The organism is Streptomyces sp. NBC_01390, assembly GCF_045040105.1.
Classification (GTDB): Bacteria; Actinomycetota; Actinomycetes; order Streptomycetales; family Streptomycetaceae; genus Streptomyces.
Genome location: NZ_CP109551.1, coordinates 6,147,721 through 6,171,961 on the forward strand (window position 1 = coordinate 6,147,721; position 24,241 = coordinate 6,171,961).

The 24,241-nt window shown below is 70.7% G+C and carries 20 protein-coding genes; 11 read left to right on the forward strand and 9 right to left on the reverse strand.

Features of this window, described 5'->3' with window-relative positions:
- Nucleotides 1–147 precede the first annotated feature (147 nt).
- The 3 genes from OG241_RS27705 to OG241_RS27715 are packed head-to-tail and all read left to right on the forward strand — an operon-like array spanning nt 148 to nt 898.
- Nucleotides 148–492 (forward strand): hypothetical protein, encoded by a 345-nt coding sequence (locus tag OG241_RS27705; RefSeq protein WP_405818906.1) that lies wholly within the window; start codon nt 148–150, stop codon nt 490–492.
- Nucleotides 492–686 carry a hypothetical protein gene (locus tag OG241_RS27710; RefSeq protein ID WP_405818908.1) on the forward strand — a complete coding sequence of 65 codons (195 nt, stop codon included), beginning with the start codon at nt 492–494 and terminating at the stop codon, nt 684–686. Before OG241_RS27705 ends, OG241_RS27710 begins: the two co-directional genes overlap by 1 nt.
- A complete protein-coding gene (locus tag OG241_RS27715) occupies nt 683–898 on the forward strand; it encodes a hypothetical protein (protein ID WP_405818910.1) in 216 nt (71 codons plus the stop codon). Before OG241_RS27710 ends, OG241_RS27715 begins: the two co-directional genes overlap by 4 nt.
- Nucleotides 899–1,195: 297 nt before the next feature.
- Here the strand turns inward: OG241_RS27715 and OG241_RS27720 are convergent, their stop codons facing one another.
- Together OG241_RS27720 and OG241_RS27725 are read right to left on the reverse strand one after the other, a co-directional pair.
- A complete protein-coding gene (locus OG241_RS27720; protein ID WP_405818912.1) occupies nt 1,196–1,570 on the reverse strand; it encodes a hypothetical protein in 375 nt (124 codons plus the stop codon).
- Between the two features lie 88 nt (nt 1,571–1,658).
- On the reverse strand, nt 1,659–2,108 hold the full coding sequence (locus OG241_RS27725) for a hypothetical protein (protein WP_405818914.1): 450 nt from the start codon (nt 2,106–2,108) through the stop codon (nt 1,659–1,661).
- 625 nt (nt 2,109–2,733) lie between these two features.
- Here OG241_RS27725 and fxsT point away from each other — a divergent pair.
- On the forward strand, nt 2,734–5,880 hold the full coding sequence (fxsT, locus tag OG241_RS27730) for an FxSxx-COOH system tetratricopeptide repeat protein (RefSeq protein WP_405818915.1): 3,147 nt from the start codon (nt 2,734–2,736) through the stop codon (nt 5,878–5,880).
- Nucleotides 5,881–5,954: 74 nt separating this feature from the next.
- Here fxsT and OG241_RS27735 read toward each other — a convergent pair whose 3' ends face one another.
- The 5 genes from OG241_RS27735 to OG241_RS27755 form a co-directional block, all read right to left on the reverse strand.
- Nucleotides 5,955–6,737, reverse strand: coding sequence for a YncE family protein (locus tag OG241_RS27735; RefSeq protein WP_405818917.1), 783 nt, complete (start codon nt 6,735–6,737; stop codon nt 5,955–5,957).
- 157 nt (nt 6,738–6,894) lie between these two features.
- Complete coding sequence (locus tag OG241_RS27740) at nt 6,895–10,254, reverse strand: S8 family peptidase (protein WP_405818919.1); 3,360 nt, start codon at nt 10,252–10,254, stop codon at nt 6,895–6,897.
- A gap of 134 nt (nt 10,255–10,388) precedes the next feature.
- Nucleotides 10,389–11,468: an ABC transporter gene (locus tag OG241_RS27745; protein ID WP_405818920.1), complete on the reverse strand. Its 1,080-nt coding sequence runs from the start codon at nt 11,466–11,468 to the stop codon at nt 10,389–10,391.
- Nucleotides 11,465–12,403: an ABC transporter ATP-binding protein gene (locus OG241_RS27750; RefSeq protein WP_405826451.1), complete on the reverse strand. Its 939-nt coding sequence runs from the start codon at nt 12,401–12,403 to the stop codon at nt 11,465–11,467. Before OG241_RS27750 ends, OG241_RS27745 begins: the two co-directional genes overlap by 4 nt.
- A gap of 4 nt (nt 12,404–12,407) precedes the next feature.
- On the reverse strand, nt 12,408–12,893 hold the full coding sequence (locus OG241_RS27755) for a GntR family transcriptional regulator (protein ID WP_405818922.1): 486 nt from the start codon (nt 12,891–12,893) through the stop codon (nt 12,408–12,410).
- Nucleotides 12,894–13,086: 193 nt separating this feature from the next.
- Between OG241_RS27755 and OG241_RS27760 the strand changes: the two genes are divergently transcribed.
- Nucleotides 13,087–13,815, forward strand: a complete 729-nt coding sequence (locus tag OG241_RS27760; RefSeq protein WP_405818924.1) for a response regulator transcription factor — start codon at nt 13,087–13,089, stop codon at nt 13,813–13,815.
- Nucleotides 13,816–13,915: 100 nt separating this feature from the next.
- Here OG241_RS27760 and OG241_RS27765 read toward each other — a convergent pair whose 3' ends face one another.
- Nucleotides 13,916–14,284, reverse strand: coding sequence for a hypothetical protein (locus OG241_RS27765; RefSeq protein WP_405818926.1), 369 nt, complete (start codon nt 14,282–14,284; stop codon nt 13,916–13,918).
- Nucleotides 14,285–14,355: 71 nt separating this feature from the next.
- Nucleotides 14,356–15,006 carry a hypothetical protein gene (locus OG241_RS27770; protein WP_405818928.1) on the reverse strand — a complete coding sequence of 217 codons (651 nt, stop codon included), beginning with the start codon at nt 15,004–15,006 and terminating at the stop codon, nt 14,356–14,358.
- A 313-nt stretch (nt 15,007–15,319) separates the two neighbouring features.
- On the opposite strand from OG241_RS27770, the gene OG241_RS27775 reads away from it, so the two are divergent.
- The 6 genes from OG241_RS27775 (at nt 15,320) to OG241_RS27800 (ending at nt 24,148) form a co-directional block, all read left to right on the forward strand.
- Nucleotides 15,320–18,577 carry an FG-GAP-like repeat-containing protein gene (locus tag OG241_RS27775; RefSeq protein ID WP_405818930.1) on the forward strand — a complete coding sequence of 1,086 codons (3,258 nt, stop codon included), beginning with the start codon at nt 15,320–15,322 and terminating at the stop codon, nt 18,575–18,577.
- A 259-nt stretch (nt 18,578–18,836) separates the two neighbouring features.
- A complete protein-coding gene (locus OG241_RS27780; RefSeq protein ID WP_405818932.1) occupies nt 18,837–19,580 on the forward strand; it encodes a Crp/Fnr family transcriptional regulator in 744 nt (247 codons plus the stop codon).
- 150 nt (nt 19,581–19,730) lie between these two features.
- A complete protein-coding gene (locus OG241_RS27785) occupies nt 19,731–20,513 on the forward strand; it encodes a hypothetical protein (RefSeq protein ID WP_405818934.1) in 783 nt (260 codons plus the stop codon).
- Entirely contained in the window at nt 20,510–22,987 is a 2,478-nt protein-coding gene (locus OG241_RS27790; RefSeq protein ID WP_405818935.1) for a hypothetical protein, read from the forward strand. Before OG241_RS27785 ends, OG241_RS27790 begins: the two co-directional genes overlap by 4 nt.
- Nucleotides 22,980–23,564, forward strand: coding sequence for a hypothetical protein (locus OG241_RS27795; RefSeq protein WP_405818936.1), 585 nt, complete (start codon nt 22,980–22,982; stop codon nt 23,562–23,564). Before OG241_RS27790 ends, OG241_RS27795 begins: the two co-directional genes overlap by 8 nt.
- Before the next feature lie 107 nt (nt 23,565–23,671).
- Nucleotides 23,672–24,148, forward strand: a complete 477-nt coding sequence (locus tag OG241_RS27800; RefSeq protein WP_405818938.1) for a Pycsar system effector family protein — start codon at nt 23,672–23,674, stop codon at nt 24,146–24,148.
- Nucleotides 24,149–24,241 lie beyond the last annotated feature (93 nt).

The window sequence follows — 24,241 nt, forward strand, 5'->3', positions numbered from 1 at the left end:
CCACTTCTCCAGCCAAGGCTGATTTCTAGCAGATTCTATTGCTGATGCCAGACTCCAAGGGGGACGGTGAACCGAGACAAGAAGGCCCCGGCGAGTCGGTCAGGACTCCCGGGGCGTGGCTCACCAACTGCATGGGAGTTGATGAACGTGGCCGAGCGTAGCGCTGCCGCGCTGCACTGGGTTGTGGTGACCCTGGTTCTCTGGGGGCTCGCCTCTCTGGTCCCGCCGACCGGCACCCGCCGGAAACCTCCGCCGCCGACCCACACGGTCGCGGCCGGAAAAGTCCCGAGGGATCACGTCCATCGGACGGTACGGGTACCTGCTGCGCGCCGGTCGCCGTACAGCACCGACCGGGGGCCGCTGGACGGTTCCGCGTCCCGACTGGCGCGGCCCTATCTGCCCGCCCTCGCGGACTCGGTTCCGGCAGCCGACCTCGGCATCGACGCCGACACCCGGGACATCCACGCCCCACTGTGCGCGGGGAGGGCCTGATGACCGTCCCCCGCGTCCAAGCCGCCGTACGTCAGGCCGAGTTGCCGATGCTGCACGCCTACCGGCTCTGGTTCGAGCACGCCCGCAAGTGCGGCGGCGACTGCAAGCGCGCCCGCAAGGCGCAGGACGGGTGCGAGAACGGACAACGGCTGTGGGGCGCCTACCGCCAGGCCTATGAGGGAGGTGCCGGATGACCAGCAGCCCCATCGGCGAGGCCGACACGTGCGGGGCGATCCGCGCCTCCTTGTTCTACCGGGCACCCATCCTCAGCGAGACCGGCGCATGCATCCTCCCCACTGGGCACGAGGACGACCACATGGACGCGAAGGGAGCGCGCTGGAACGTGATTCCGCTCGTCGGCGGAGCGGATCTCGACGCGCTCTACGGGGACAGGGGCCGACGATGACCCAGACCCGCCGGCTCGCCTGGGCACCGGAACCGCCCTTCCGCTCCCCCCGCTGTGCACTGAGCCAGCACCCCCACTGCCAGGACCACGAACCCCGCGACACCGGCGTACCCGGAGTCCACTACCTCGTATGCACCTGCACCTGCCACCACCCGAACCCGCCCCTCCCCCCGACCCCAGATGCGGCAGCACGGACTGCCCTGGACGATGACCGATGACGATACGCAGTCGCCACCCCGTAGCGGCTGATGGGTGTTATCGGTCCCCCTGGGCACAGGGCCGAGGACTCGGCCGGGCTCAGGCGCCGGTTTCGGTCTCGGACAGCAGTTGGGCCAGCAGCAGTGCCCCTCCGGCCGCCGCCGTCACTCCTACCGCTCCTGCGGCCAGGAAACCGCCGGAGGATCGCCAGGACAGCACCGACCACCGTGACTGTGCGGAGAACAGCGACCCCGTACTCAGCCACGAGCCGGTGGAGATGAGTGACAGGGCTGACCCGATCGAGCCGACCGACAGGGCGCTGCCGATCGAGCCGATGGACAGGGCCGAACCGACGGACCCCACGGACAGTACCGAGCCCACGGAGCCGATCGACAGGACGGAGTCCTGGGACCACAACGACAGCACCGAACCGGAGGAGGCACAGCCGGGTGACCGTTCGGGGAGTTTTGTCATGAGGCCATCCTGCCCGACGGTCGCTCCCTCTCCCAGCGAGCGGATCCCAGCCCCGTGGCTCCTCCCCGTCCTGAAAGACGGGGCTCAGTCACCGTTCGCTGCCCTCGCCGAGAGCGCTGTCGGTGATGTCTCCACCGGTCGCGATGCCGTCCCGGCCGGCGCGGACATCGTCCCCGCTCCGCGGCGCGGAGGGGGCACCCGGTGGGGTGCGCGGGCCGGTCACCTTCGAGTTCTTCCCGAGCGCGGAACCGGTGATGTTGCCGCCCGCCGCGACACCGCCCCGACCGGCCCGTACCTTCCGGCCGTCCGGCACCCCTCCTCCACCACCACTGCCAGTGCCACTGGTGCCCAGGAGAGCGAAGACCGAGACCAGCAATGCCGCCAGTCCGACCACTGCTCCCGCCACGGACGCGGCTTGCCCTGCGGTGTTCAGGTCCGCCAGTACCGCCAGCAGAATCAGTCCGATCGCCGCCAGGCCGGTACCCACCACTGTCACCCACACCCACACCCACACGCGTGCCGCCCCCGTCACAGCCACCAGCCACCGTCCTTCACATCAGCCCGGCCTGGGCGCAGGAGTCCGAAGTCAGCGGCCTTGGGCCGACGCCCCGTCAGTTCTGGTGAGACCGTAGCCGCCCGACAGGCCGCATTCACCCCAACTGGTGGGAAAATCTTGCCTGTTGGCCTTCGCAGCCGGTCTGCCGGGATCCCGCGATCAGGCGTGGTGACGAGCAGAGGGGCGCTACGGTCTCTTGCATCCGCTGTCGGACTTACGGTGCACCGGCCCGGGTGAGACAGTCATGTGCCGTATGAATGGGGGAGCGCATGACGGTGCGGGTCTTGAGACGGTCTGCGAGGCGAGCCGTTGCGGAGCGAGCAACCGCTGCCCCTGCCACCGCCGTGGCGCACGTGAGGATCACATGCGAGGACAGAGCCGGGTGCGCGGGGACGGTTGATCGCGACGCGGCAGGTCAAGTGGCAGCCACAGGTGCCCTCGTGTCTGTCGGCCGCCGATGACTCCTCCACGTCGGCGATGGACCCGTGGCCCAGGTCCCGCCGACCTCGGACCGGACGCTGCTCCCGCGGCTTCTTCCGGCACGGGCAAAGAGTTCGCGGTCTCGGATGCCGTCGGCGAACAGCCCGGCCCGTCCCGGGAGGTCGTCGTGGGCAGCGGCAGTGTCGGGGCGGGCGGGAACATCGAGGGCAGCGCTCTCGGAGAGGGCAGTAGCGTCACCAACATCCACGAACAGCACATCCACCTGGCCCCCGCCAGAGACGTGGACGTGTCATGGCCGGTGGAGGTCGGACCGGTGCCGACACTGGCATCGGCGTTTCAGCCACGCCGCGCACTGCGCCAGAAAGTGGACCACGTCCGCACGAGCGGCACCAGCGTAGTGCTCACCCAGGTCTTCTCAGGCGGGGGCGGAGTCGGCAAGACCCAACTGGCCGCGGCCTGCGCCATCGACGCTCTGAAGGAGGGTGCCGATCTGGTGGTGTGGGTAGTCGCGGCCGAAGCACAGCAGGTGATCACTCAATACGCGCAGACCGCAACCCGTATCCGACTGCCGGGCGCGACTGGACAGGATCCGGAGGCCGACGCCCACGCCCTGCTGGAATGGCTGGCCACCACACCCCGGCGGTGGCTGGTGGTACTGGACGACATCACCGATCCCGCCGCCGTCAACGGGTGGTGGCCGGTGAGCCGTACAGGCACCGGCTGGGTCCTTGCCACCACCAGGCTGAAGGAAGCGCGCCTGAGCGGCGGCGGCCGTACCCGCGTCGACGTCGACGTGTACACGCCCCAAGAAGCTGACACCTACTTACGGGAGCGTCTCGCCGGCGAGGACATGGCCCATCTTCTCGACGAGAGAACCGCTTCTCTCACAGAAGCCCTGGGCCACCTCCCGCTCGCGCTGAGCCACGCCGCCGCTTACATGATCAATGAAGAACTCACCTGCACCGCCTACCTGAACCTCTTCACTCACCGCCAGACCCGACTTGACCAGGCCCTGCCCGAGACGGCCGACAGCGAAGGCTACGGCCGCCAGATCGCCGCCACCCTCCTCCTCTCCCTCGACGCCGTCCGGACCGCCGACCTCCACGGCCTCGCCGTCCCCGCTCTGCGCCTGGCCGCACTTCTCGACCCCGCCGGACACCCGCACGTCCTCTGGAGCACCGCGGCCCTTCTCAACTACCTCACCACCCACCGCACCCCACCCACCCCGGACGAACCCGGCACACAAATCCCGCAGGTCAGCCCCGAGCAAACCCACACCGTGCTGCGTCTCCTGCACCGCTACGCCCTCCTCACCTGCGACACGCGCACCGAGCCACGCGCCGTGCGTATCCATGCCCTCACTGCCCGCGCCGTGCGCGAGACCATCACCGCGGACCAGCAAGGACCGGCCGCCGTAGCGGCCGCCGGCGCCCTCCGTCAGATATGGCCCGAAGTCGACCAGCTCCATCCCGACCTCGCGGCCACCCTGCGTGCCAACACCGACGCCCTCGCCGACCACACGCTGGACGACCTCTGGCATCCCGACGCCCGCGGGGTCCTGTACCAGGCGGGCGGCAGCCTCGTCCGTGCCCGCCTGGACGCCTCCGCCGCCACCTACTGGCAGATCCTGACCACCGACAGCGAGCGACTGCTCGGCAGCGAGGACCCCGCCACGCTCACGGCCCACGCCAACCTCGCCGTCGCCTACCAGCAGGCGGGGCGAACGGCAGAGGCCATCGAGATCAAGGAGCGGATGGTGACCGACTGCGAACGGCTACTGGGCAGCGACCACCCCCACACCCTCACCGCCCACTCCAACCTCGCCGCGTCCTACCAGCAGGCGGGGCGAACGGCAGAGGCCATCGAGATCGAGGAGCGGGTGGCGACCGACTGCGAACGGCTACTGGGCAGCGACCACCCCCACACCCTCACCGCCCACTCCAACCTCGCCGCGTCCTACTGGCAGGCGGGGCGAACGGGGGAGGCCATCGAACTACTGGAGCAGGTGGTAGCCGACAGCGAGCGGCTACTGGGCAGCGACCACCCCGACACCCTCACCGCCCGCGGCAAACTCGCCACCTCCTACTGGCAGGCAGGGCGAACGGACGAAGCCATCGAACTACTGCAACAGGTGGTAGCCGACAGCGAACGGCTACTGGGCAACGACCACCCCGACACCCTCACCGCCCGCGGCAAACTCGCCACCTCCTACCAGCAGGCGGAACGAACGGACGAAGCCACAGAACTACTACAACAGGTGGTAGCCGACAGCGAGCGACTACTGGGCAGCGACCACCTCAGCACGCTCACCGCACGCTCCAACCTCGCCGTCGCCTACCAGCAGGCGGGGCGAACGGACGAAGCCACTGAACTACTGCAACGGGTGGTGACCGACCGGGAGCGGCTACTGGGCAGCGACCACCCCGACACCCTCACCGCCCGCTCCAACCTCGCCGTCACCGACCGGCAAACCGGGCGAACGGGAGAGGCCACCGAGGTCGAGGAGCGGGTGGTGGCCGACTGTGAACGGCTGCTGGGCAGCAACCACCCCCACACGCTCACCGCACGCTCCAACCTCGCCGTCGCCTACCAGCAGACGGGCCGAACGAACGAGGCCATCGAACTAATGGAGCAGGTGGTAGCCGACAGCGAACGGCTGCTGGGCAGCGACCACCCCGACACCCTCACCCCCCGCGCCGTCCTCGCCACCTACTGCTGGCAGGCAGGGCGAACGGACCAAGCCATCGAAGTACAGAAGCGGGTGCTTGGCGACCGGGAGCGACTGCTGGGCAGCACCCACCCCCACACGCTCACCGCACGCTCCTACCTGGCCGCCTACTACTGGGAGGCGGGGCGAGCAGACGAGGCCATCGAACCACTGGAGCAGGTGGTAGCCGACCGTGAACGACTGCCGGACAGTCACAGCCCCCATACGTTCAGCACCCGCATCAACCTGGCCGCCGCCTACTGGCAGGCGGGGCGAACTGACGAAGCCACCGAACTGGTGAAGCGGGTGGTGACCGACAGCGAACGACTGCCGGACAGTGACAGCCCCGACACGATCGCCGCACGCTCCCTCCTTGCCGCCTCCTACTGGCAGGCGGGGCGAACGGACGAAGCCATCGAACTGGTGGAGCGGGTGGTGACCGACAGTGAACGACTGCTGGGCAGCGACCACCCCGAGACGCTCAGCGCCCGCGCCAGCCTCGCCACCTTCTGCCAGCAGCGGGAGGTACGGGAGCGGGAGGTACGGGAGAGGCCAACGGACGACGTGAATCGACGGCGTCTCTTTCGTAGGAGCAGAGGGAAGTAAGGGCAGCCACCGGTGTTCGCGAGCGCATCAGAATCCACGATGTACAGCGGCCGCCCAGAATCGAGTCGGACTGTTCATGAGAGGGCACTTCCCAGGCCGTCCCGGCCTATGGCGGCGAACAGTAGCCGGGTGCCGTCCGTCGTCACCTGGAGGCCCGTCGCCTTGCCGCCGTAGACCGACGTGTCGGCCTTCGTCGTCGCCGTCCCGGAGGAGACGTCGTACGTGGCCACATGGCTGAGGCTCTGCTGCGGCTCTTCGGCCGCGAGGACACCGCCGCCCGCGGCGAGGATCGGAGCGACCCCCCAACTGCCCATCGCGGACTCGGTTGTCGCTGTGGGCGGGGTGGCCGTGGGATCGACCGAACCGATGGCGCCCCTCGCGTCCCCCGCCGCGTCCGTGACCGTGTAGCCGTACCAGACCCTGCCGCCCGCCACCGCCGCCGAGACCGGGGCGCTGCCCGTTCCCGTCGGGACGCGGGTCGTCTCGGCCAGCGTCGTCGTGTCGATCGCGGCCAGCGCGTCGCCGTCCGTCAGGGCCGTGTAGAGCGTGCCGCCGTCGGGTGACAGGGCCAGGCCCGTGGCGCCCTGTTCGCCGGTGACGGTGGTCACCGGGGTGCCGGACAGGTCGGTCACCACGATGCCGGTCGAGCCCGCGCCCTGGCTGAAGTAGATGTGCTGGTGAGCGGCGTCGACCAGCATGTGCGCGTACCCGGACAGCGGCAGCGCCGCCGTGCTGTCGGCCCAGGCGGCGGAGCCCGTGAGACCGGTGAGTCCGACGGTGGCGGTCGTCAGCCCCGCGACGACGGATATCGCCGTCGTGAGGGAGAACGAGACCTGCTGGGGACGGCGGCGGCGCATGGAGCTCCTGGAACGGACGACCGGGAAAGACGACCGGGAAAAGGGTGAACAAGCCGGTCGGACAGTAACGCCCCGGACCCGGCATATCTGCCGGGTCCGGGGCTCTCTCCTGTCATGAATCCGGTAAGAACCAGCGGCGGAGCACCAGTCGCACCGCCTACTTGACCGTCCGGTACGCCCGGCTGATCGTCTGCTTCAGGGTGTTGCCGTCCGCGTCCGTGAGGGCCACCCGCAGGGAGACCGTGCCCGCCTTCGCCGGGTGGCGCAGGTCGAGGCGCTTGCCGTCGATCGCCTTCGCGGGGTGCCAGGTGCGGCCGTCGTCGTACGAGACGGAGAAGGCCAGCTTGCGGGCCGTGCGGGCGGTGGCCGCGCCCTCGACCGTGAACGGGACGGAGAAACGCGTGCCCGCCTTGGCCGTGCTCGCCGTGGTCAGCCGGGGCGTGAAGCGGACCACCGACAGCGGCAGCCGCTGCCCGACCCCGGTGACGTGCGCGGAGGTGAAGGTCCACTCGGCGGTGATCCGGGTGGAGACCGGCGACAGGGTGGTGGGGCGGGAGACGTCCGTCGTGAGGCGGAACGTCCGCTTGGCGGCGGGGAGTTCGTACGTGACGCCGGACAGGTCCGTGTTCGCGGCGGACAGCTGCTCGCCGCCCGCGTACAGGGCGCTCCTGGCCCTGCTGTAGCGGGAGTCGCCCACGTGGCCGGCGCCGTCGGAGAACAGGGGAAGGTAGGCCATGAGGGTGTCGCCGAAACGGACCGCGCCGGGACGGTCCCTGCCGTCCGACAGGGGGCCCGTGAGATGCGGGCCGAAGACACCGGTGTTGAAGCGCTCGGTGTACTGCTTGCCCGCGCTGTACGAACGGGGCTCCGCGATCGACTGGTTCGCGTCCCACACCGGTTCGCCGTCCGCGTCCTTGCCGCCGTACTGCGAGATCGAGTACCGCCACTTCACGCCCGGCAGGACGTAGTCGGTGAAGGCGCCCGGCAGGGAGCGGCGGTCCGGGTAGAAGTCGAACCACGAGCCGCCCGGCAGCATCGGCGCGGCGACGAGTGTCCCCGACTTGCCCTTGGCGGGCGTACCGGCGGCGAGCGTCACCTTGGCGAACTGCGCGAGCTTCACGTTGGCGGTGAAGCCGGCCAGATCGCCGGTACGGTTCCAGACCGGCCGGTAGTGCGTGGCGCCGTGCGTCCAGGTGCCGTTGTACTGCGCGAACGCCTCGCCCGCCGGAAGCCGGGCGCCCAACTGGCCGACGCGCAGCTTGCGGAAGGTGCCCATGTCGTACGTGGAGACACTCCGGGTCCTGCCGATGTCGATGCCGAAGTTGAGTGTGGCGTCGGTGTGGCGGGCCGCGCTGTCCGGGACGGTGATCCGGATCGGCTTGGCCTTGCGGGCGTCCATGACCACGGTGGTGTCACGGGTGAGCGAGAACTTCGGGTTCAGGAGGAGGGCCAGTTCCCCGGCGTCGGGGTCGGCTCCCGTGTCGATCCGGCCTTCGAGGCTGTACCGGCCCTTGGGCAGCCGGACGGTGAACTCGCCGTCCGTGTCGTCGGAGTAGTCCTGCCAGATGTTGTTGTCCAGGCCCTGCACCCCGGTCTGGGAGCGACCCGCGGGCTTGCCCCGCAGGTCGAGGTTCCTGACCGTCAGGTTGTACGACTCGACCTCGCGGTGTACGCCGATGCCGGTCCGTACGGTGGTGCCGGCCCCGTCCGTCGCGACGAGCGCGCCGCCGAACGAACCGTCGGCCGTGCCCGCGCCGCTGTCGGCGGTGACCTGCGCGGTCGCCGTGCCGCCCGCCGGGACCGTGAGCTGCTTCGGCGAGACGTCGAACATGCCCTCGGCGGCGGGCTTGCCGTCCTCGCCGTACGCCTCGGTGGTCAGGTCGAGGGTGAGGGGGTGGTCGCCGTCGTTGCGGTAGGTGACCGTCTTCGTGGCCGGCTGGTCGTCGGTGTGCGGCCAGCTCTGGGCGGGGAAGCCGAGGGTGGTCGGGCTGGTGGTGAGCTGCTGGTCGAGGGCGCGGGGGATGTCCGTACGGCCCGTGCCCTGGGCGAACGCCGAGACACCGGCGGTCGGCTTGGCGGACGCGGTGAGCGCGGCCTTGATGCGTTCGCCGGTCCAGTCGGGGTGGCGCTGGGCGAGGATCGCGGCGGCGCCCGCGACATGCGGGGTCGCCATCGACGTACCGCTCATCGAGACGTAACCGTCGGCGGCCGGGTCGCCCTCCGTGCCCTCGGCGGCCTTCGCGGCGACGATGTCGACGCCGGGCGCGGTGAGGTCGGGCTTGAGGGAACCGTCGGCCGTCGGGCCCCGGCTGGAGAAGTCGGCCATGGCGTCGACGCGGTCCACCGCGCCGACGGTGAGCGCGGCGGCGGCGCTGCCCGGCGATCCGACGGTGCCGGCGGCGGGGCCTTCGTTGCCGGCCGCGATCACGAAGAGGGCGCCGGAGGAGGCGGACAGCTCGTTCACCGCCTGCTCGAGGGGGTCGTCACCGGGGCTGTCGGGGCCGCCCAGGCTGAGGTTGATCACCTTGGCGCCCTGGGCGACGGCCCACTGCGCGCCGGCGATGATGCCGGACTCCTCGCCGTAGCCGCTGTCGTCGAGCACCTTGCCGCTGATCAGCCGGGCGCCCGGCGCGACCCCCTTGTACTTGCCCCCGGAGTGCGCGCCCGACCCCGCGACCGTGGACGCCACATGCGTGCCGTGACCCACCCGGTCGACGGTGTCGGCGGCCTCGGAGAAGTTCTTCGCCGCGTCGATACGGCCCTTCAGGTCCGGGTGCGTGCCGTCGACGCCGGTGTCCAGCACGGCGACCTTGACGCCCTTGCCGTCGTACCCGGCAGCCCAGGCCTCGGGGGCGCCGATCTGGGCGGTGCTCTTGTCGAGGGCCGCCTCGACCTTGCCGTCGAGCCAGATCTTCTCGACCCGGTCTGCGGCGGCCGACCTCGCCGACGCCGACCCGCCGCTGCCGGTGAGCGTCTCCCACAGGTCGGCGCCCTCGGACTTACGGGCCTTCAGCGCGTCCCCGTCGACACTGGGCAGGTCCCGGCTCACCCGGGCACCGGCGGCGGACAGCGCGCTCGGCGCGAGGGCGCGGCCCTTGGCGTACGTGACGATGAGGGGGAGGTCGGGGCGGGCCGCGTCGTCGTAGCCCCACTTCACGAGCTGCGTCACGTCGAACAGCCGCCGGTCGGCGGTGCCGTTCGCGAGGAGCCGCTCGGCGTCACGCGGGACGACGTAGGTGCGGTCGGCGTTGCGCGATATTCGGAAGGTCGTGCCCTCCCGGCCCTTGGCGGGCCGCACCCCGGTGACCTGCCCAGCGGCGTCCAGGGTGACCCGGTCCCCGGTGACGAGAGTGACGGTCTTCGCGTTGCCGGCGGCGCCGGCCGTACGGCTACCGCTGCCGTTTCCGGTCTGCGCGGCCTGGGTTCCCGGGGCGCCGAGCAGGGTCGCGGCGACGGCGGTGGCGGTGAACAGGGCGAGGGCGGAAGCCTCACCTGCTCGTCTCTTCCGGTGATTCAAGACATACCTTTCTCTCCGGCCTTTTGGGCACGGCAAAGCGGCCCGGCCGACGGGACGAAGAAAGAAACGATGGGGGTGCCGCCTGAAACGCCTGCACCGGCTACGGCGGCTACAACAGCTACAGCGACGACTGCTCAGACGAGCCGCTTACGGCCCCAGAAGAAAAGGAACGCCACGACACCGGCCGTCAGGGCGAACAGAATCGACGCCCCGAACCACTGCATGGCGTTCATCTGCGATATCGGAAGGTAGTCCACCGACCAGCCGACGACGCCCTCCTTGGTCAGGCACGCCTGCTGCGCCTTTTCCCCCATATCCGAACAGCTGCTCCACCCGATGAGATCCCCGCTGCTGGTGATGTACGACTGGTCGAGGTCGAAGGCGTTGTCGGGCAGCACCGGGTACGAGTTCTCGGCCAGGACACCCTTGTTCGTCGTGACCGTGACGATGTCGCCGAGCGAGAGCCGGACGTAGGACCAGACGAGCTGGAGGACCACGGTGAAGCCGAAGGTGACCACCATGGACATCAGCGTGCGGCGCAGCACCACACCGATCGCCGCCCCGCCGATGACGCTGAGGAGGGTGAGGGCGACGGGCACCGGCCCTGTCAGGTCGAACCCGGTCGTTGTCCAGTCCATGACCGTGGCCTCGGACTTGACGGGGTTCCACCACCAGCCGAACACCGCCGACAGCGTGCCCGTGCTCACCACGACCACCAGTGCGGCCAGCGCCAGCTTGGTGGCGAGCCAGCGGTTCCGGCTCATGGACTGGGCGGCGATCAGCTTGGCCGTGCCGTTCTCCAGGTCGCCGGCGAGCAGCGGGGCGCCGAGGAAGACACCGAGCAGGATCGGTATCGCCGAGAGACCGGTCGAGACGAAGCTGAACGCGTCGATGTACTGCTGGAAGTCGCCGCCCGCCTCGCTGATCTCCTTGCCGGGATAGCCGTAGCCGTCGAGGAAGTCGGTCATCCGGCCGCGCTGGTAGACCATCCAGGCGACGGAGAGCGCGGCGGCGGCGAGGACGGTCCAGAACGCGGCCCGGTGCTGGCGCCAGACCAGCCAGGTCATACCGCTGAGGCGGGGACGCCGGATGGCATCGCTCTTGGCCTCCGTCGTGGCCGCGTTCATGGTCGCGTTCATGGTCCCGTTCTTCGCGTCGGTCGAGTTCGAGGTCGGGTTCGAGTTCGAATTCGTGGTGCGGGTGAAGGTGCTCATGCCGCCACCGTCCCGGTGCCGAACGCCAGACCCTGACCATGGACCTGGGCGGTGGGGGTGATCAGCGGTGGGGCGTCGGGGGAGCGGAGATAGGCGAGCAGGAGTTCCTCCATGCTCGGGGCGTCGGCCTCCCAGGGGCCCGTGACCGGGCCCTCGGGACGGATGAGCGCGGTGAACTGCCGTCCGCTGGTCCGGGACTCGACGAGGGTGTGGTGACCGAGGGCGGCGGGCAGACCCTCGCCCTCCCTGGCCCCGGTGACCAACGTGTGCACGGACATCAGCTCGTCCACGTCACCGGCCAGGCGTACTCCGCCGCCGGAGACGACGACGAGGAAGTCGCACACGTTCTCCAGTTCGGCCAGGACGTGGGTGGACATCAGCACGGTCGTACCGTGCTCGGCGGCCTCGGCGAGGAGCGTGCCCATGATCTCGTGGCGCACGACCGGGTCGAGGTCCGACATCGGTTCGTCGAGCAGCAGCAGGTCGGGCCGCTTGCCGAAGGCGAGGGCGACGGCGACGCGAGTGCGCTGACCGCCGGAGAGGGTGCTGATCTTCGCCTCGAAGGGCACGTTGCCCGCGCGGACGATGTCCTCGGCGGCGCGCTGGTCCCAGCCGGGGTTCAGTTCCCGGCCCAGCCGCAGGGTCTCCGCCACGGTGAAGCGCCGGAACAGCGGCTTCTCCTGGGCGAGGAACGCGGTGCGCCGGCCCGACTCCGCCGAGCCCGGCGCCTCGCCGAACAGGCTGATCGAGCCGTCCGTCGGCTCCAGGACATGGGCCGCGATGCTCAGCAGCGTGGTCTTGCCCGCCCCGTTGGGTCCGACCAGCCCGCAGATCCGGCCCGCCGGGAGCCGGAAGGAACAGTCCCGCAGCGCCCAGCCCCGCCGGTAGCGCATCCCCAGCCCGTACGCCTCAAGCGCCGGCTCCCCCACGTACATACCGTCACTCACTTGTGCTCCTAGTTGTCGTGGCCCCCGTGGCCCCCGTGGACCCCGATGTCACGGTCCCCGTCGCCGCCGTGGTCCCGGCGGCGTACTGCTTCTCCATCGCCGACGTGACCAGCGCGGCCACGTCCTCCCGCTCCAGACCGGCCCCGGCCGCCTTCGCCATCCAGGTCACCAGCTCCGCGTACAGCGGGGAGTCGGTGCCCGTCTCGGGGCGGGCCAGCGTGCGGCGTACGAAGGTGCCCTGGCCAGGCCGTGGTTCGACCAGGCCTTCGCGCTCCAGCTCGCGGTACGCCTTGAGGGTGGTGTTCGGGTTGACCGTGCTGACCTCCGCGACCTCCTTGGCAGTGGGCAGCCGGTCACCCGGCACCAGTACGCCCAGCCGGAGGGCCTGCTTGGTCTGCTGCACGATCTGCTGGAAGGCGGGGACCCCGCTCCGCCTGTCGATCCGGAACTCCACGGTCACCACCACCTCCATCATCATTCCACTACTTGATTAGTGGAATGATGATGGAGGGGTGCGAGGGCGGTTGTCAACGCCGGTCAGGGTTGTCCAAAGTGACCGGAGGGGCTTCTTGGACAACATTCCGGTGGTCAGCCTGGGTGCAGGCCTCGCAACCGAAGGCCGGGAAAAAGTCATCCACCCGACGGCCACCCCCACCGAAAGAGCCTCCGGCGTGAACCAAGATCCTTCAGCTCCCGAACAGCCCTCCGTCCTCGTGATCGAGGACGAGTCCGGCACCTCCGACATGCTGGTCATGGCGCTGCGCTTCCTCGGCTTCGACGCGCACCTCGTGTCCACGGGGGACGAGACCGTCCACGAGGTCCGCCGTCGGCAGCCCGACGCGGTACTGCTGGACCTGGCCCTCCCCGACCTGGACGGCACCGAGCTCTGCGGACGGCTCCGGGCCGCCGGGATCGACACTCCGGTGATCTTTCTCAGCGCCCGTACGGCCGTCGAGGACAAGTGCCACGCCCTGGCCGTGGGCGGCGACGACTACGTCACCAAGCCCTTCGACCTCACCGAGGTCAGCGCGCGCATCCGGGCCCTGATCCGCCGCGCCCGGGGTTCGGTCCGATCGGCCCCCGCGCCCTCGCGCCGACTGTGCGCGGCGGGCGTCGAGCTGGACGCGGGCACCCGGGAGGTGTGGCGGCACGGCAGGGCCGTACCGCTGTCGGCGACCGAGTTCGCGCTGCTGAAGGTGCTGCTGGAGAACGCCGGCCAGGTGATCTCCAAGGCGCACATCCTGGACACGGTCTGGAACTACGGCTTCCAGGGCGAGTCGGGCGTCGTCGAGACGTACGTCTACTACCTGCGGCGCAAGCTGGGCGACTCGGGCCAGTCGCTGATCCGGACGGTGCGCGGCGCGGGGTACATCGTGCACGCGGACCCGGTCGGGATGTGACGGGCGCAAGCAGGACAGACGCGAGCAGGACGAAAAGGGGTTCGCCGGCCGCTGTGCGCGGTCGGCGAACCCCTTCGGCGTGCTGGCTCGGCGAGTTCGTCTAGCCGATGTGGATCGTGTAGGTGCCGCCGTTCTTCTGGCCGTTCGACGAGACCACACGCTGCTCCCAGCGCCAGCCCGTGCTGGGCTTGCGGTGGTGGAACTCGACGGACCGGCCGGCCAGCCACCAGTAGTCCGAGGCCGTGGTGCAGCCCTTCGGCGGGATCTCCCAGAAGCGCGAGCCGACCCAGTCACCGTGGTCGTTCGCGCCGACGAAGTAGAACTTGACCGTCTCGGTCGACCCGCTGCAGACCTTGAGCTGGAGGGACTTGCCGCCGTCCGCCGAAGCGGTAGCGGGCATCGCCAGCGCACCGACGGCCGCCGCCCCGGCGAGGACCGCCATGGCGACTTTCCGCTTGATTCCGTTCATGGCACTGCCACCATTTCTGTTTCTGGGGAAATAGGGGAAATTCTGGAGAGGAATTGCTGGAGCGGCGGAATTCAGCGTCCGCAGTGCTCGTTGCGTTCCTGCTGGGTCATCTGCGCGTCCTTGAAGTTGGCGTAACCGCCCTTCGACCTGCCGACGTCCCAGCCCGCCTCGGTGTAGTTGTTGACGTACCAGTCGAAGTGGCCCCAGTGGCGGCTCTTGTACTGGATCTCGTACCAGCCGGTGGCCTTCCGCTTCGGGGTGCCCCGCTCCACCCAGCCCTTGTAACCGGAGGGGACACTCACCCCGAACTCGACCTTGTCCATGTGGCTGCGTTCCCACGTGCGGTTGTAGCTCGTCTCCAGGCCGACCTCGAAGACCTTCGCGAACCCGGCGGAGGCGGTGATCGTGAGGCCGACGGAGTCGGAGGATCCGACCGTCTCCTCACCGCCGACGGTGAGGGTGTTCGCGTTCGACGCGCAGTTGTACACCGTCGGTCCGAGGTGGTGGCTCGGGCCGGTGTACTCCTGGAAGCTCTGCGGGTGGAACACACAGAGGCTGGTGCTGACGTTGCAGGTCGACAGCAGTTCCTTCACGGTGGGGTTGTTCGCGGCGCTGGCCGACGGGGCCGCGAGCAGCGTGGCGCCGACAGCGAGGGCGGCGACCGCCCCGGCGGTACGAGGCAGGCCCTTCTTGGACACGAGGCTGCGAGGTGAGAATGCCATGACCCATTTCCTTCCGGAGAGCTGATGCCTGTGGGGGGAGTTCCACCGGCTGAGCCCATTCCACAGGCGGGGCGGTTCCGGTTGATCAATGCGGGATCAGAAGGCGGCACAGAGTTTCCTGGGGGGGGTTCATCAGAGTCGGATCAGAGCCCATTGACCGACCCGGTAAATGCGGTCGCCGTTGGTCATGGGCATGCTGTTACTCTCGGTCGCACGCGCGCATGGGGGGCACGGCCGGGGGGCCGAGCGAGAATTCGGGGCGCTGTCGTACTCACGCCCGTCCCACCATGCCTCTCGCCTTCCTGGAGGAACGGTGGCCCGAACCGGCCGACGCCGGCACAGACCTGTCCGTACGACCACCGCCGTTCTGGCCGCCGCGCTGTGCCTCGGGCTCCCGCTGAGTGCGGTGCCGGCGTCGGCGGCGCCCGCAGGGCCCCCGGCCGTCGCGGCGGCCGGTGAACTCGTCCTGCCGGCCGCCCAGCGTGCCGTCCCCAGGGCCACACAGATCCTCAACGCCGGTACCAGCGGCTTCCTCTGGGCGCAGGAGGAGGACGACCGGCTGCTCTGGACGTCGTACGCCACCGGTGCCACCACCCCGCTGGAACAGCGGCTGCCCCTGCCGCTCCAGTACGACATCGACAGGGGCTGGTTCAGCCAGGCGGCCTCGTTCCACCCGGGCTGGTACGGGGACGGGTCCGACACCGTGGCCCTGTACTCGGAGGAGGACAGCCAGGTCACCCTCCTCCAGGGTGACGGATCCTCGGGAGGCACTCACGTGGTGCCCGTGCCCGAGGGCCACACGTACCAGGGCACGTTCGGCGGCACCGTTCTCACCCGCAGCGGTGACGACAGCAGCCCCGCCTACCACCTGTGGCGTCCCACGGACGGGGGCGGCGTCGCGGAGATACCCGTGACCGGGTTCCCGCCCGGCCCGTACGAGGTCGAGGTCGAGGACGGCGACGCACGGTCGGTCATCGTCCACTACGAGAAGGAAGACAACTCGGACGGCTGGGGTCACTGGCGCATCCTCGACCTCGCCACCGGCGAGTTCAGCCCGCTGCCCGACCGGGTCAGCCCCGAGAACCACAATGACGTGACGGGTTTCCGGCTGGGCACCGACTCGGTGCTGCGGCTGGGTCCGGGCGCGGCCGTGTTCGACCGGAACGACCTGTCCGCGCAGCCCCGTACATTCGACACGGGCCCCTTCTCCTACGACGCGTCCTACGGGGTCGTCGGCGACGCGCTGCTGGCAGTCGAGCCGGTATGGCCGGGCAACAGCATCTACCGGGGCCAGCCCCTGTGGGCTGTCACCACAGACGGCACGGACCAGTCCATGTCCCAGGTCATGGACCCGGCTGCCCATCAGATCGTCCAGGCACCGGACGGTTCCGTGCTCGTGGCGGGCGCCGCGCAGTACGTCGAACGGGGCGACCTGGACTGGGGTGTGTACCGGATCGCACCGGGCGCCGACGGCTCGGTCACTCGTAGCCGCCTGACCCCCGTCGAGCCGATGCCCGCGCAGATCCACGGCCTCTCCCTGGGCAGCGGCATTCTCACCACGGCCGCCAACAGCACACAGTACGAGCCGGGCACGATCATCGGCGCGTACCACAGCACCTGGCTCACCACACCCAGCGCAGGCAACACTCCGGCAGTCCAGAAGACCACGGTGGATGGCCTGATCGGCGGTTCGGACGGCATGTGCGAAGGCAACGCGTCCCGATGCATCCGGATGTTCGCCGATGGCACCGGCCGCCATGGGCGCCGAAAGGCCACCCAGTCGGGCCTGACGATGCTCTATGCCAACGGAGCCACCAACTGGGGCCCGACCTTCGACACCGGCTCCGGCATGCCGATACTCCAAGATCTTTCCGGACGGTACGCGGTGGTCGACGGCGAAGGCTCCGAGGAGCAGTACATCGGCGAGTTCCCTGTTGGCGGGGCGGGCAAGGTCCTGCAGGAGCGCGCTCGGGTCGCCGCCGCCGTCTGGGGCAACACCCTGTGGAGCGGCGCCGCCACCGGAGGCAAGGTCACCGCGACCCGGCTGCCCGTCGGCACCGCCGTGGAGTCCTTCACCACGAGCAACGGCTGTACCCCGTCCGAACTCCAAGCCGTGGGCCGCTGGGTGTACTGGGCCTGCCTGGACTACTGGGGCGATGCCCAGGGCTCAGGCGTGTACGACCGCACGACCAAACGCACCGCCACCGCCCCAGCGAGCCGGGTTCTCCTCGGCGATGGCTACTTGGTCCAGCACATCGGCGGCACTCAGTCGGACAGCGGCCTGAAGATCATCGACCTGCACCGCGGACTGCCGTCGAGCGGGGACCACACCGATCTTCCGAGCCGTACGATCGTGGGCTGGGCCGAACTCGGCGAGTACATGACCCTGGAGAGCGGGATAGGCACAGGCTGGACCGTCGACCGCTTCGGCGGCCGAGTCGCCTACGCCGACACCTCGCAACGCGTCCACATCGTCCCCACCGGCGTGCCCACCTCCGCGCTGACCGCCATCGACTCGACCGTTACCTCCAACTCGGCCAGCTGGAAGGGCAGTTGGTGGCTCTCCAAGCCCGCCGCCGGCTGGCAGGTCACCGTCCGGGACAAGGCGTCCGGCGCGACCGTCCGCACCCTGAGCGGTGCCGACGCGCGCGGTCTGCTGACGGCCTCCTGGGACGGCAAGGACACCGCCGGCCGACTCGTCGCCAACGGCACCTACACCTGGACGCTCAGCGCGAAACCCGCCGACGGTCAGGGCGCCGCCCTCAGCCTCTCCGGCACCACCAAGGTGACGGCGGGCTCAGCGGCCCCGCGCGACTACGCGGGCAGCGACGGCGTCGGTGACGTCCTCACCCTCTCCGCCAACGGCACCCTCACCGTCCAGCGCGGCACCGGCACCGGCACCCTGGGCGCCAAGGTCACCGGCGCCGGCTGGCCGACGACCGCGAGGTTCGTGCCGTACGGCGATCTGAGCGGCGACCGCTGCAACGACGTCCTGGTCCGGCTGAGCGACGGCACCCTGCGCGCGTACCGTCCGGCCTGCGGCAAGGCTGCGACGCCCTCGACGCCGTACACCTCGCTCGGCACGGGCTGGAACCAGTACGACGTGCTGACCTCGACCGGCGACGTCGACGGTGACCGACGGCCCGACCTGGTCGCCCGGCAGACCTCGACCGGGGACGTGTTCCTCTTCAAGGGCACCGGCGCGGGCAAGCGCTCCGCGCGTACGAAGATCGGCTCCCGCTGGACCGGCTACAAGAAGATCGTCGGCGCCGGAGACCTGAACGGCGACGGCCGCGGTGACCTCGTCGCCCAGGACAAGTCCAACGCGCTGTGGCGGTTCGACGGGACCGGCACCGGTGCCTTCAAGCCGCGGGTGAAGATCGCCGACAACTGGGGCGCCTCCTACAACTCGGTCGTCGGCGTCGGCGACTTCACCGGCGACGGGCGCGCGGACCTCCTGTCCCGGGACACCGCCGGGGGCCTGTGGCGCACGAACGGCAACGGAAAGGGCGTGTTCGGCGCCCGTACGAGGATCGCGACGGGCTGGCAGGGCTACAAAGCCGTCATGTAGACCGCGCGATTCAAACCCCGCACAACGCCCCGCACAACACCTGTTGGCACCTCTCCCGACCGGCCCGGCAGTCCGCGACAACGGACTGTCGGGCCGCAGTCATAGCGCGCCCAGGCCGTCCACATGCCCTTTCGGGCACTAGCAGGGATTACCGGGCGGTACCCCCAATATGGCGGAAACCGCTCAACTCAGGGCTTCGCTCTGTCACCATCAACGCCATCGCAAAACCAGGGGTCCGGAACGCGGCGGGGGGCGTGCCATGGGACTGCTCGGCAATGAGCTGGCGTTCGCGCAGGCGCTGACCGCCCAGGAGCGCGAGGGCGTCATGGCCCTCGGGAACCCGAAGCACTTCGCGGCCGACGCCCATCTCCTCACCGAGGGCGACCGGTCCAGCCATGTCCTGATCGTCGTCAGGGGGTGGGTGACCGTCTCCGTCGCGACGGACCGGGGGGCCACCCGGCTGATACTCGGGCTGCGCGGTCCCGGTGAACTCCTCGGGGAGATGGCCGCGTTGGACCCGCATCCGCGCAGCGCCACCGTCCGCGCGCTGGGGCCGACACAGGCCCAGGTCATAGCGGGGGACGCGTTCCGCAGGTTCCTCGCCGAGCATCCCCGGGTGAGCGGGCTGGTCATACGCCAGCTCACCTTCCGCCTCCGCAGCGCCGACCAGGAGCGGTCCGCGCTCGCCTCCCTCACCGTCCTCCAGCGCCTGGCCGGACGGCTCACCGAACTGTCGGGGTCGGGCGGCGCGCCCCGTGGCCCGTACGCCCCGCCGACTCCGCAGGCTCCGTCTGCCCGGTCCGGATCCTCGGTGGTCCAGCTGGCCCAGGACGAGCTGGCCGCGAGCATAGGAGCCACCCGGGAAGCCGTCGCCAAGAGCCTGCGGCTGCTGCGTACCCAGCGGATCGTGCGGACCGGCAACCGTGTCGTGGAGATCCTCGACCCCGAGCTGCTCGCCCTTCTCGCCGACGGCCACACGGACGCGGAGGCGCAACAGGCGTAACCCCCGGGAATATCCGCCCCGCCGTGTGTAAACGGCTACAGACGCCCCTCGCCCCGGGCCCGACTCTGAAGGGGCGACCGAACAGAGACCGAACAGCGATCGAACGACGATCGCACGCACCACAGGGGGCACGGGGTGGACGGCGACGCCATGGATCTCTCGGAACTCACCGAAGCGCGCTACGAGTTGGTGATCAGCGTCGACGCCCGGCGGTCCGGGGAGTACGACGACATCGACAAGGCGCGGATGCGGGCCCGGACATACCGGGTGGTGGAGACGGCGTTCACGCACGCCAAGGTGGCGCGGGACGCCGTGCACATGGAGGACCGCGGGGACGGCGTACTACTGTCGGTGTCCGCGAGGATTCCGGTGTCCCGGCTGCTGGGGCTGTGGTTGGTCGAGCTGCACGAGAACCTGCGCGACGAGAACCGGGCGTTACGGGTGCCGCTGGGCCTGCGGATCGGTATGCACGTCGGTCCGGTCCGGCACGACGGGCGCGGGATCAGCGGACGCGCCGTCGACCTGGCCTGCCGCCTCGCCGACTCCGCCGTGGCCCGGCAGCTGCTCGACGCCGAGGGCGCCGACCTGGTCGTGGTGACCTCCGGCTCCCTGTACGAGGACGTGGTGAGCGGCGGTGGCAAGTTCATCGAGCCCGCGCGTTACGTCTCCGCGCGCCTCACCCTCAAGGAGGGCGAGACCACCGCCTGGTTCCAGCTGCCGGGGAGATCAGCACCCACCATCGGGGGCGGTGGCGGGGGTCCGGTCGCCGGGGCCACGGGCAGCACTCCCCGCCCGTACGTCCCCGTCGTCGACCGAGTCGTCGACCCCGTCGTCAACTCCCATACCAGTTACACCGCCCACCGCGACATGTCGGTGCACACCGGCGACACCTACCAGAACGTGCGCTTCGAATCCAAGGGCGGCGAAGAGTGAGCGCAGACCAGCCGTCGGACGACGCCCCCGAGACCCCCGACCAGCACCGGCCCGAGGGCAGGCCCAACGACCGGGAGGGCCCCGGAGAGACGGACAGGAAACAAGACAGGCAGGACAGCGAACGGGACGACAAGGAGAACGAACGGGCCCTCGCTGCCGGGCAGTTCAAGGCATACACCCGCGCCCCCTTCGCCGAGGAGCAGGACGAGGACGCGCCCACCGACCTCGCCTCCGCCTCCCGTACGCGCCGCGCGACCCGGACGCTCTTCGAGGCCGGCCGCGACCTGACCCACGACCAACGCTCGTTCTTCGACAACGGCCATTTCGGCGACGTCTTCCTGGGTACGGACGCACCGCTGCGCGGCTCCAGCCTGCGCAGCGGGCCCGTCCCCGCCGAAGAACTACGCGCGCTCCGCCGCGCGCACGTGGTTCCCGACGGCTACGTCCGACTGCGCAACGCGCTGCGCGCCCGCCGTCTGCTGGTGCTCGGCGCCGCCCCCGGCACCGGCCGTACGAGTACGGCGCTCTCCCTTCTCGCTGAGGTCACCGCCGACGCCCCCGAGGCCGCGGGCGGTGAGGCCGCCGCCGGTTCGCCGGTGCGCCGGGTCGACCCGGACGGCGGAGTACGGCAACTGGCGGCCAAGCTGGGCGACGACGACTTCCCGGGCCGCGCCGGCTACCTGCTGGAACTGTCGCTCGCCCGCCCCGGCGCACTCCTCCCGGACGGGTTGGACCTCGACGAACTGGCCACCGCCCTGGCCCGGTCAGAGGCCTTCGCCGTGCTCGTCGTCACCGTCGGCTCGGCGGCCGGCCCGCTGATCGCCGGGCGCTACGGCATGCTCTGCCCGCCCGCACCCACCCAGGAACTCCTCACCACCCGCCTGCGGGAACGGCTGGAGGAACGGCTGGAGGGCCATGCCACCGCCGACGTAGAAGAACTGCTCGCCCGCGCCCAGGAGTTGGCGCAGAGCGCGGAGGTCGTGGACGCGGTCGGGCTGAAGGACCTGCGGCCCGCCGAGGCCGAGCTTCTCGCCTCGCTGCTGGCCGGCCGGCTGCTCGGTGAGTTGTCGCAGCCGGACCTGCTGGCCGGGTGTCGTACTCTCGCCGCCGATCAGGCCCAGGAGTGGTTCGCCGGTGTGGACCGGGCGCTCGTCGTACCGGCCGGAAAGGGTGCCGAGGACGGGGCGCGGACCCCGCAACGGCCGGGCACCGCCGCCCTGTTCCACCCCGTGGCGTTCCGGATCGCGCTCGCCTTTCTCGGCGGGGCCTCGCACAGCGCGGTGTCGTCCGCCGCCCATCTGCTGACCTGGGAACTGTCCGTCCAGTGCGACCCCGACCACACGCCCGCCCGGCCCCTGTTCTGCGACGACCCGCAGGCCGACGTCGCCCTCTCCCGCGCCGAACTCACCGACGGCGAGGTCGAGGTGGCCGGGGCCGGGGTGGCGGCTCGGCTGATCTGGTACCGGGGCGGCGCCCTGCCGTCGGCGGTCCTGGCCGAGCTGTGGGACCGGCACTTCCCGGTGCGGGCGCCGGTCGTGCGCTGGCTGCGGCTGCTGGCGGACGACCAGCGCCCCCAGGTGTGGGTGCGCGCGGCGGTCGCCGCCGGGGAGCTGTGCGTACGGGACTTCGACCACGGGTTCGCCGAACTGGTCCGGCCGCTCGCCGAGGGCAGCGCCCACCGCAGGCTGTTCGCGGCCACGATGCTGGACCAGGTGGCCGGTCACGCCTCGCACCGCAAGGCCGTACGGAAACTGGTCGAGGACTGGAGCCGGTCCGGGACGTGGAGCCTGCGCTCGACGGCGGCGGCGGCGCTGGGCTTCGGCAACTGCGCGGACTCGGCCGGCGACGCGCTGGACGCCCTGGCCCGGATCGGCGTCCGCGACGACGGAGCGCAGTCGCTTGGTGCCCCCGCCGCCGCGTTCAACGTCGTACGGCTGCTCGCGCTGCCGGACAGCGGGCAGGCCGTGACGGTGCTGGGGCGGATGGGCGACTGGATCCGGCACAAGCGCGAGAGGTACCAGACCCTCGGCCTCGTAACCACCATCTGGCTCGCCTCGACCCGGGTGGACAGGCTGCTGATCGACGAGCCGGAGCCCTCGCTCGGGGAGCGCGGCGACTGGCCCCTGGCGCTCGCCCTGGCCGCCGGCCGACCTGAACTCGCCCTGCCGATAGCCGACTTGATGTGGACGGCGCTGAACGCGGTCCGCTCGCAGGACGTGGCCATGGACGCGCTGGAGAGCATGCTGCGCACCGCCGTACGCAAGGACGGCACGGAGTGGACGCGGCCCGGGCTGGCGGTGCTGCTGCCCGCGCTGGCCGCCGAGGAGGCCGACCGGCGGCGGCTGGACTGGCTGCTGCGCCGAATGATGAACGATCCGGACGACCCGTTCCCCGACACCCTGGCGCGCTCCCTGTGGTGGCTCGCCGTCGGACAGCGCGACCGGAGCGGCCAGGAGGAGAGAAGCCATGGCTGAGCACGACGAGGGACCGGCGGGCCCGTTCCTGACCGAGTACGCGCCGAACGGTGTCCAGCCGCAGCTCAGCTACATGCTGGCGGCCGAGCCGACGGAGGCCAAGGCCTTCCTGGAGAAGATCCGTCAGGAGGGCCGGCAGGACGACAAGGAGCGCGTCGACCGGCTGTTCGACATGGTGGAGAGCGGTCAGATCCAGTCCAACGACGTGGAGACGCAGGCCCTCAACCTTCTCAACCAGGGGCGTCTGGGCGGGATCACCGGACCGATCGGCTCCCTTCCCGCCCGCCCCGACGGACGCGCCGATACCCCCGCTCCCGAGCTGGAGCCGTCCGACGCCGAACCGTTCACCCCTGACTGGGTGGCGGACCGACCGCCCGTCCAGCCGCCCCGGCGCCAGGATCCCTACCAGGCTGATCCGTACGCGGGCGATCCCTACGCGGGTGACGCCTCCGCCCCCGTACCACCGCACCGCGGGCGCCCGAGGGACGACGGCTGGGGCTGGGTTGACGGCGACGGCGACGGCGACGACCACGGGAACGGGGCCGGAGCCGGGGCCGGGGAGGAGGCCGGGCGATGACCGGGAACGGGGGCGCCGGGGGGACCGGTGCAGCCGGGGGGACCACAGGACAGGTCGGGCCCGAGCCGTACGGGGGTCGGCACGGGCCCGACCGCTCCGGGGAACGCGTGAGCGAACGCGTCGCCGAGCGGCTGCTCAGCACCGTCAGGGAAGACCTCGGGCGGGCCGACTCGAAGGCGGCGGTGCTGCTGTCGGGGACGCTCGCGCTGCCCGCCTTCCTGATCGGCTGGCAGGGCGCTCCCGGCTGGCACGGACCCGCCGACGTGACGCTGATCCTGGCCGGCCTGCTCTGGGCGGTGTCGGTGACCGCGCTGGTCGGGGCGCTCATGCCGCGCACCGGCACGGTCCGGGAAGGGCTGGACGAGGTGACGTACTTCGGCGATCTGGTGGGTGCCCGCCGCGACCTCGCGACGCTCACCGCCCGGGTCGCGGAGGCGGGGCGCGATCCGGCGGGGTGGCTGCTCGTCCAGGCCGTCGACGTCAGCGCGATCCTCTCCGCCAAGTACCGGGCCATCCGCTGGGGCGTCGGCTCGCTCGCCCCCTCGGCGGCGCTGGCCCTGGCCTGGAGCATGACGGCGCGCTGAGGACCGGAAAAGGACCTGAAAAGGCCCGGGATTTCACCCATTACGACGTATCCGCGCGCACCACGCAACCGGCGCGCAGCTTGTAGCGACGAT

What these genes read in the sequence shown, in the direction of transcription:
- OG241_RS27770 (WP_405818928.1), bottom strand. Translation starts at nt 15,006, where the DNA reads ATGGCATTCTCACCTCGCAGCCTCGTGTCCAAGAAGGGCCTGCCTCGT.
- OG241_RS27720 (WP_405818912.1), bottom strand. Translation starts at nt 1,570, where the DNA reads ATGACAAAACTCCCCGAACGGTCACCCGGCTGTGCCTCCTCCGGTTCG.
- OG241_RS27715 (WP_405818910.1), top strand. Translation starts at nt 683, where the DNA reads ATGACCAGCAGCCCCATCGGCGAGGCCGACACGTGCGGGGCGATCCGC.
- OG241_RS27735 (WP_405818917.1), bottom strand. Translation starts at nt 6,737, where the DNA reads ATGCGCCGCCGCCGTCCCCAGCAGGTCTCGTTCTCCCTCACGACGGCG.
- OG241_RS27785 (WP_405818934.1), top strand. Translation starts at nt 19,731, where the DNA reads ATGGATCTCTCGGAACTCACCGAAGCGCGCTACGAGTTGGTGATCAGC.
- OG241_RS27750 (WP_405826451.1), bottom strand. Translation starts at nt 12,403, where the DNA reads ATGTACGTGGGGGAGCCGGCGCTTGAGGCGTACGGGCTGGGGATGCGC.
- OG241_RS27755 (WP_405818922.1), bottom strand. Translation starts at nt 12,893, where the DNA reads ATGATGATGGAGGTGGTGGTGACCGTGGAGTTCCGGATCGACAGGCGG.
- OG241_RS27780 (WP_405818932.1), top strand. Translation starts at nt 18,837, where the DNA reads ATGGGACTGCTCGGCAATGAGCTGGCGTTCGCGCAGGCGCTGACCGCC.
- OG241_RS27745 (WP_405818920.1), bottom strand. Translation starts at nt 11,468, where the DNA reads ATGAGCACCTTCACCCGCACCACGAATTCGAACTCGAACCCGACCTCG.
- OG241_RS27795 (WP_405818936.1), top strand. Translation starts at nt 22,980, where the DNA reads ATGGCTGAGCACGACGAGGGACCGGCGGGCCCGTTCCTGACCGAGTAC.
- OG241_RS27710 (WP_405818908.1), top strand. Translation starts at nt 492, where the DNA reads ATGACCGTCCCCCGCGTCCAAGCCGCCGTACGTCAGGCCGAGTTGCCG.
- OG241_RS27765 (WP_405818926.1), bottom strand. Translation starts at nt 14,284, where the DNA reads ATGAACGGAATCAAGCGGAAAGTCGCCATGGCGGTCCTCGCCGGGGCG.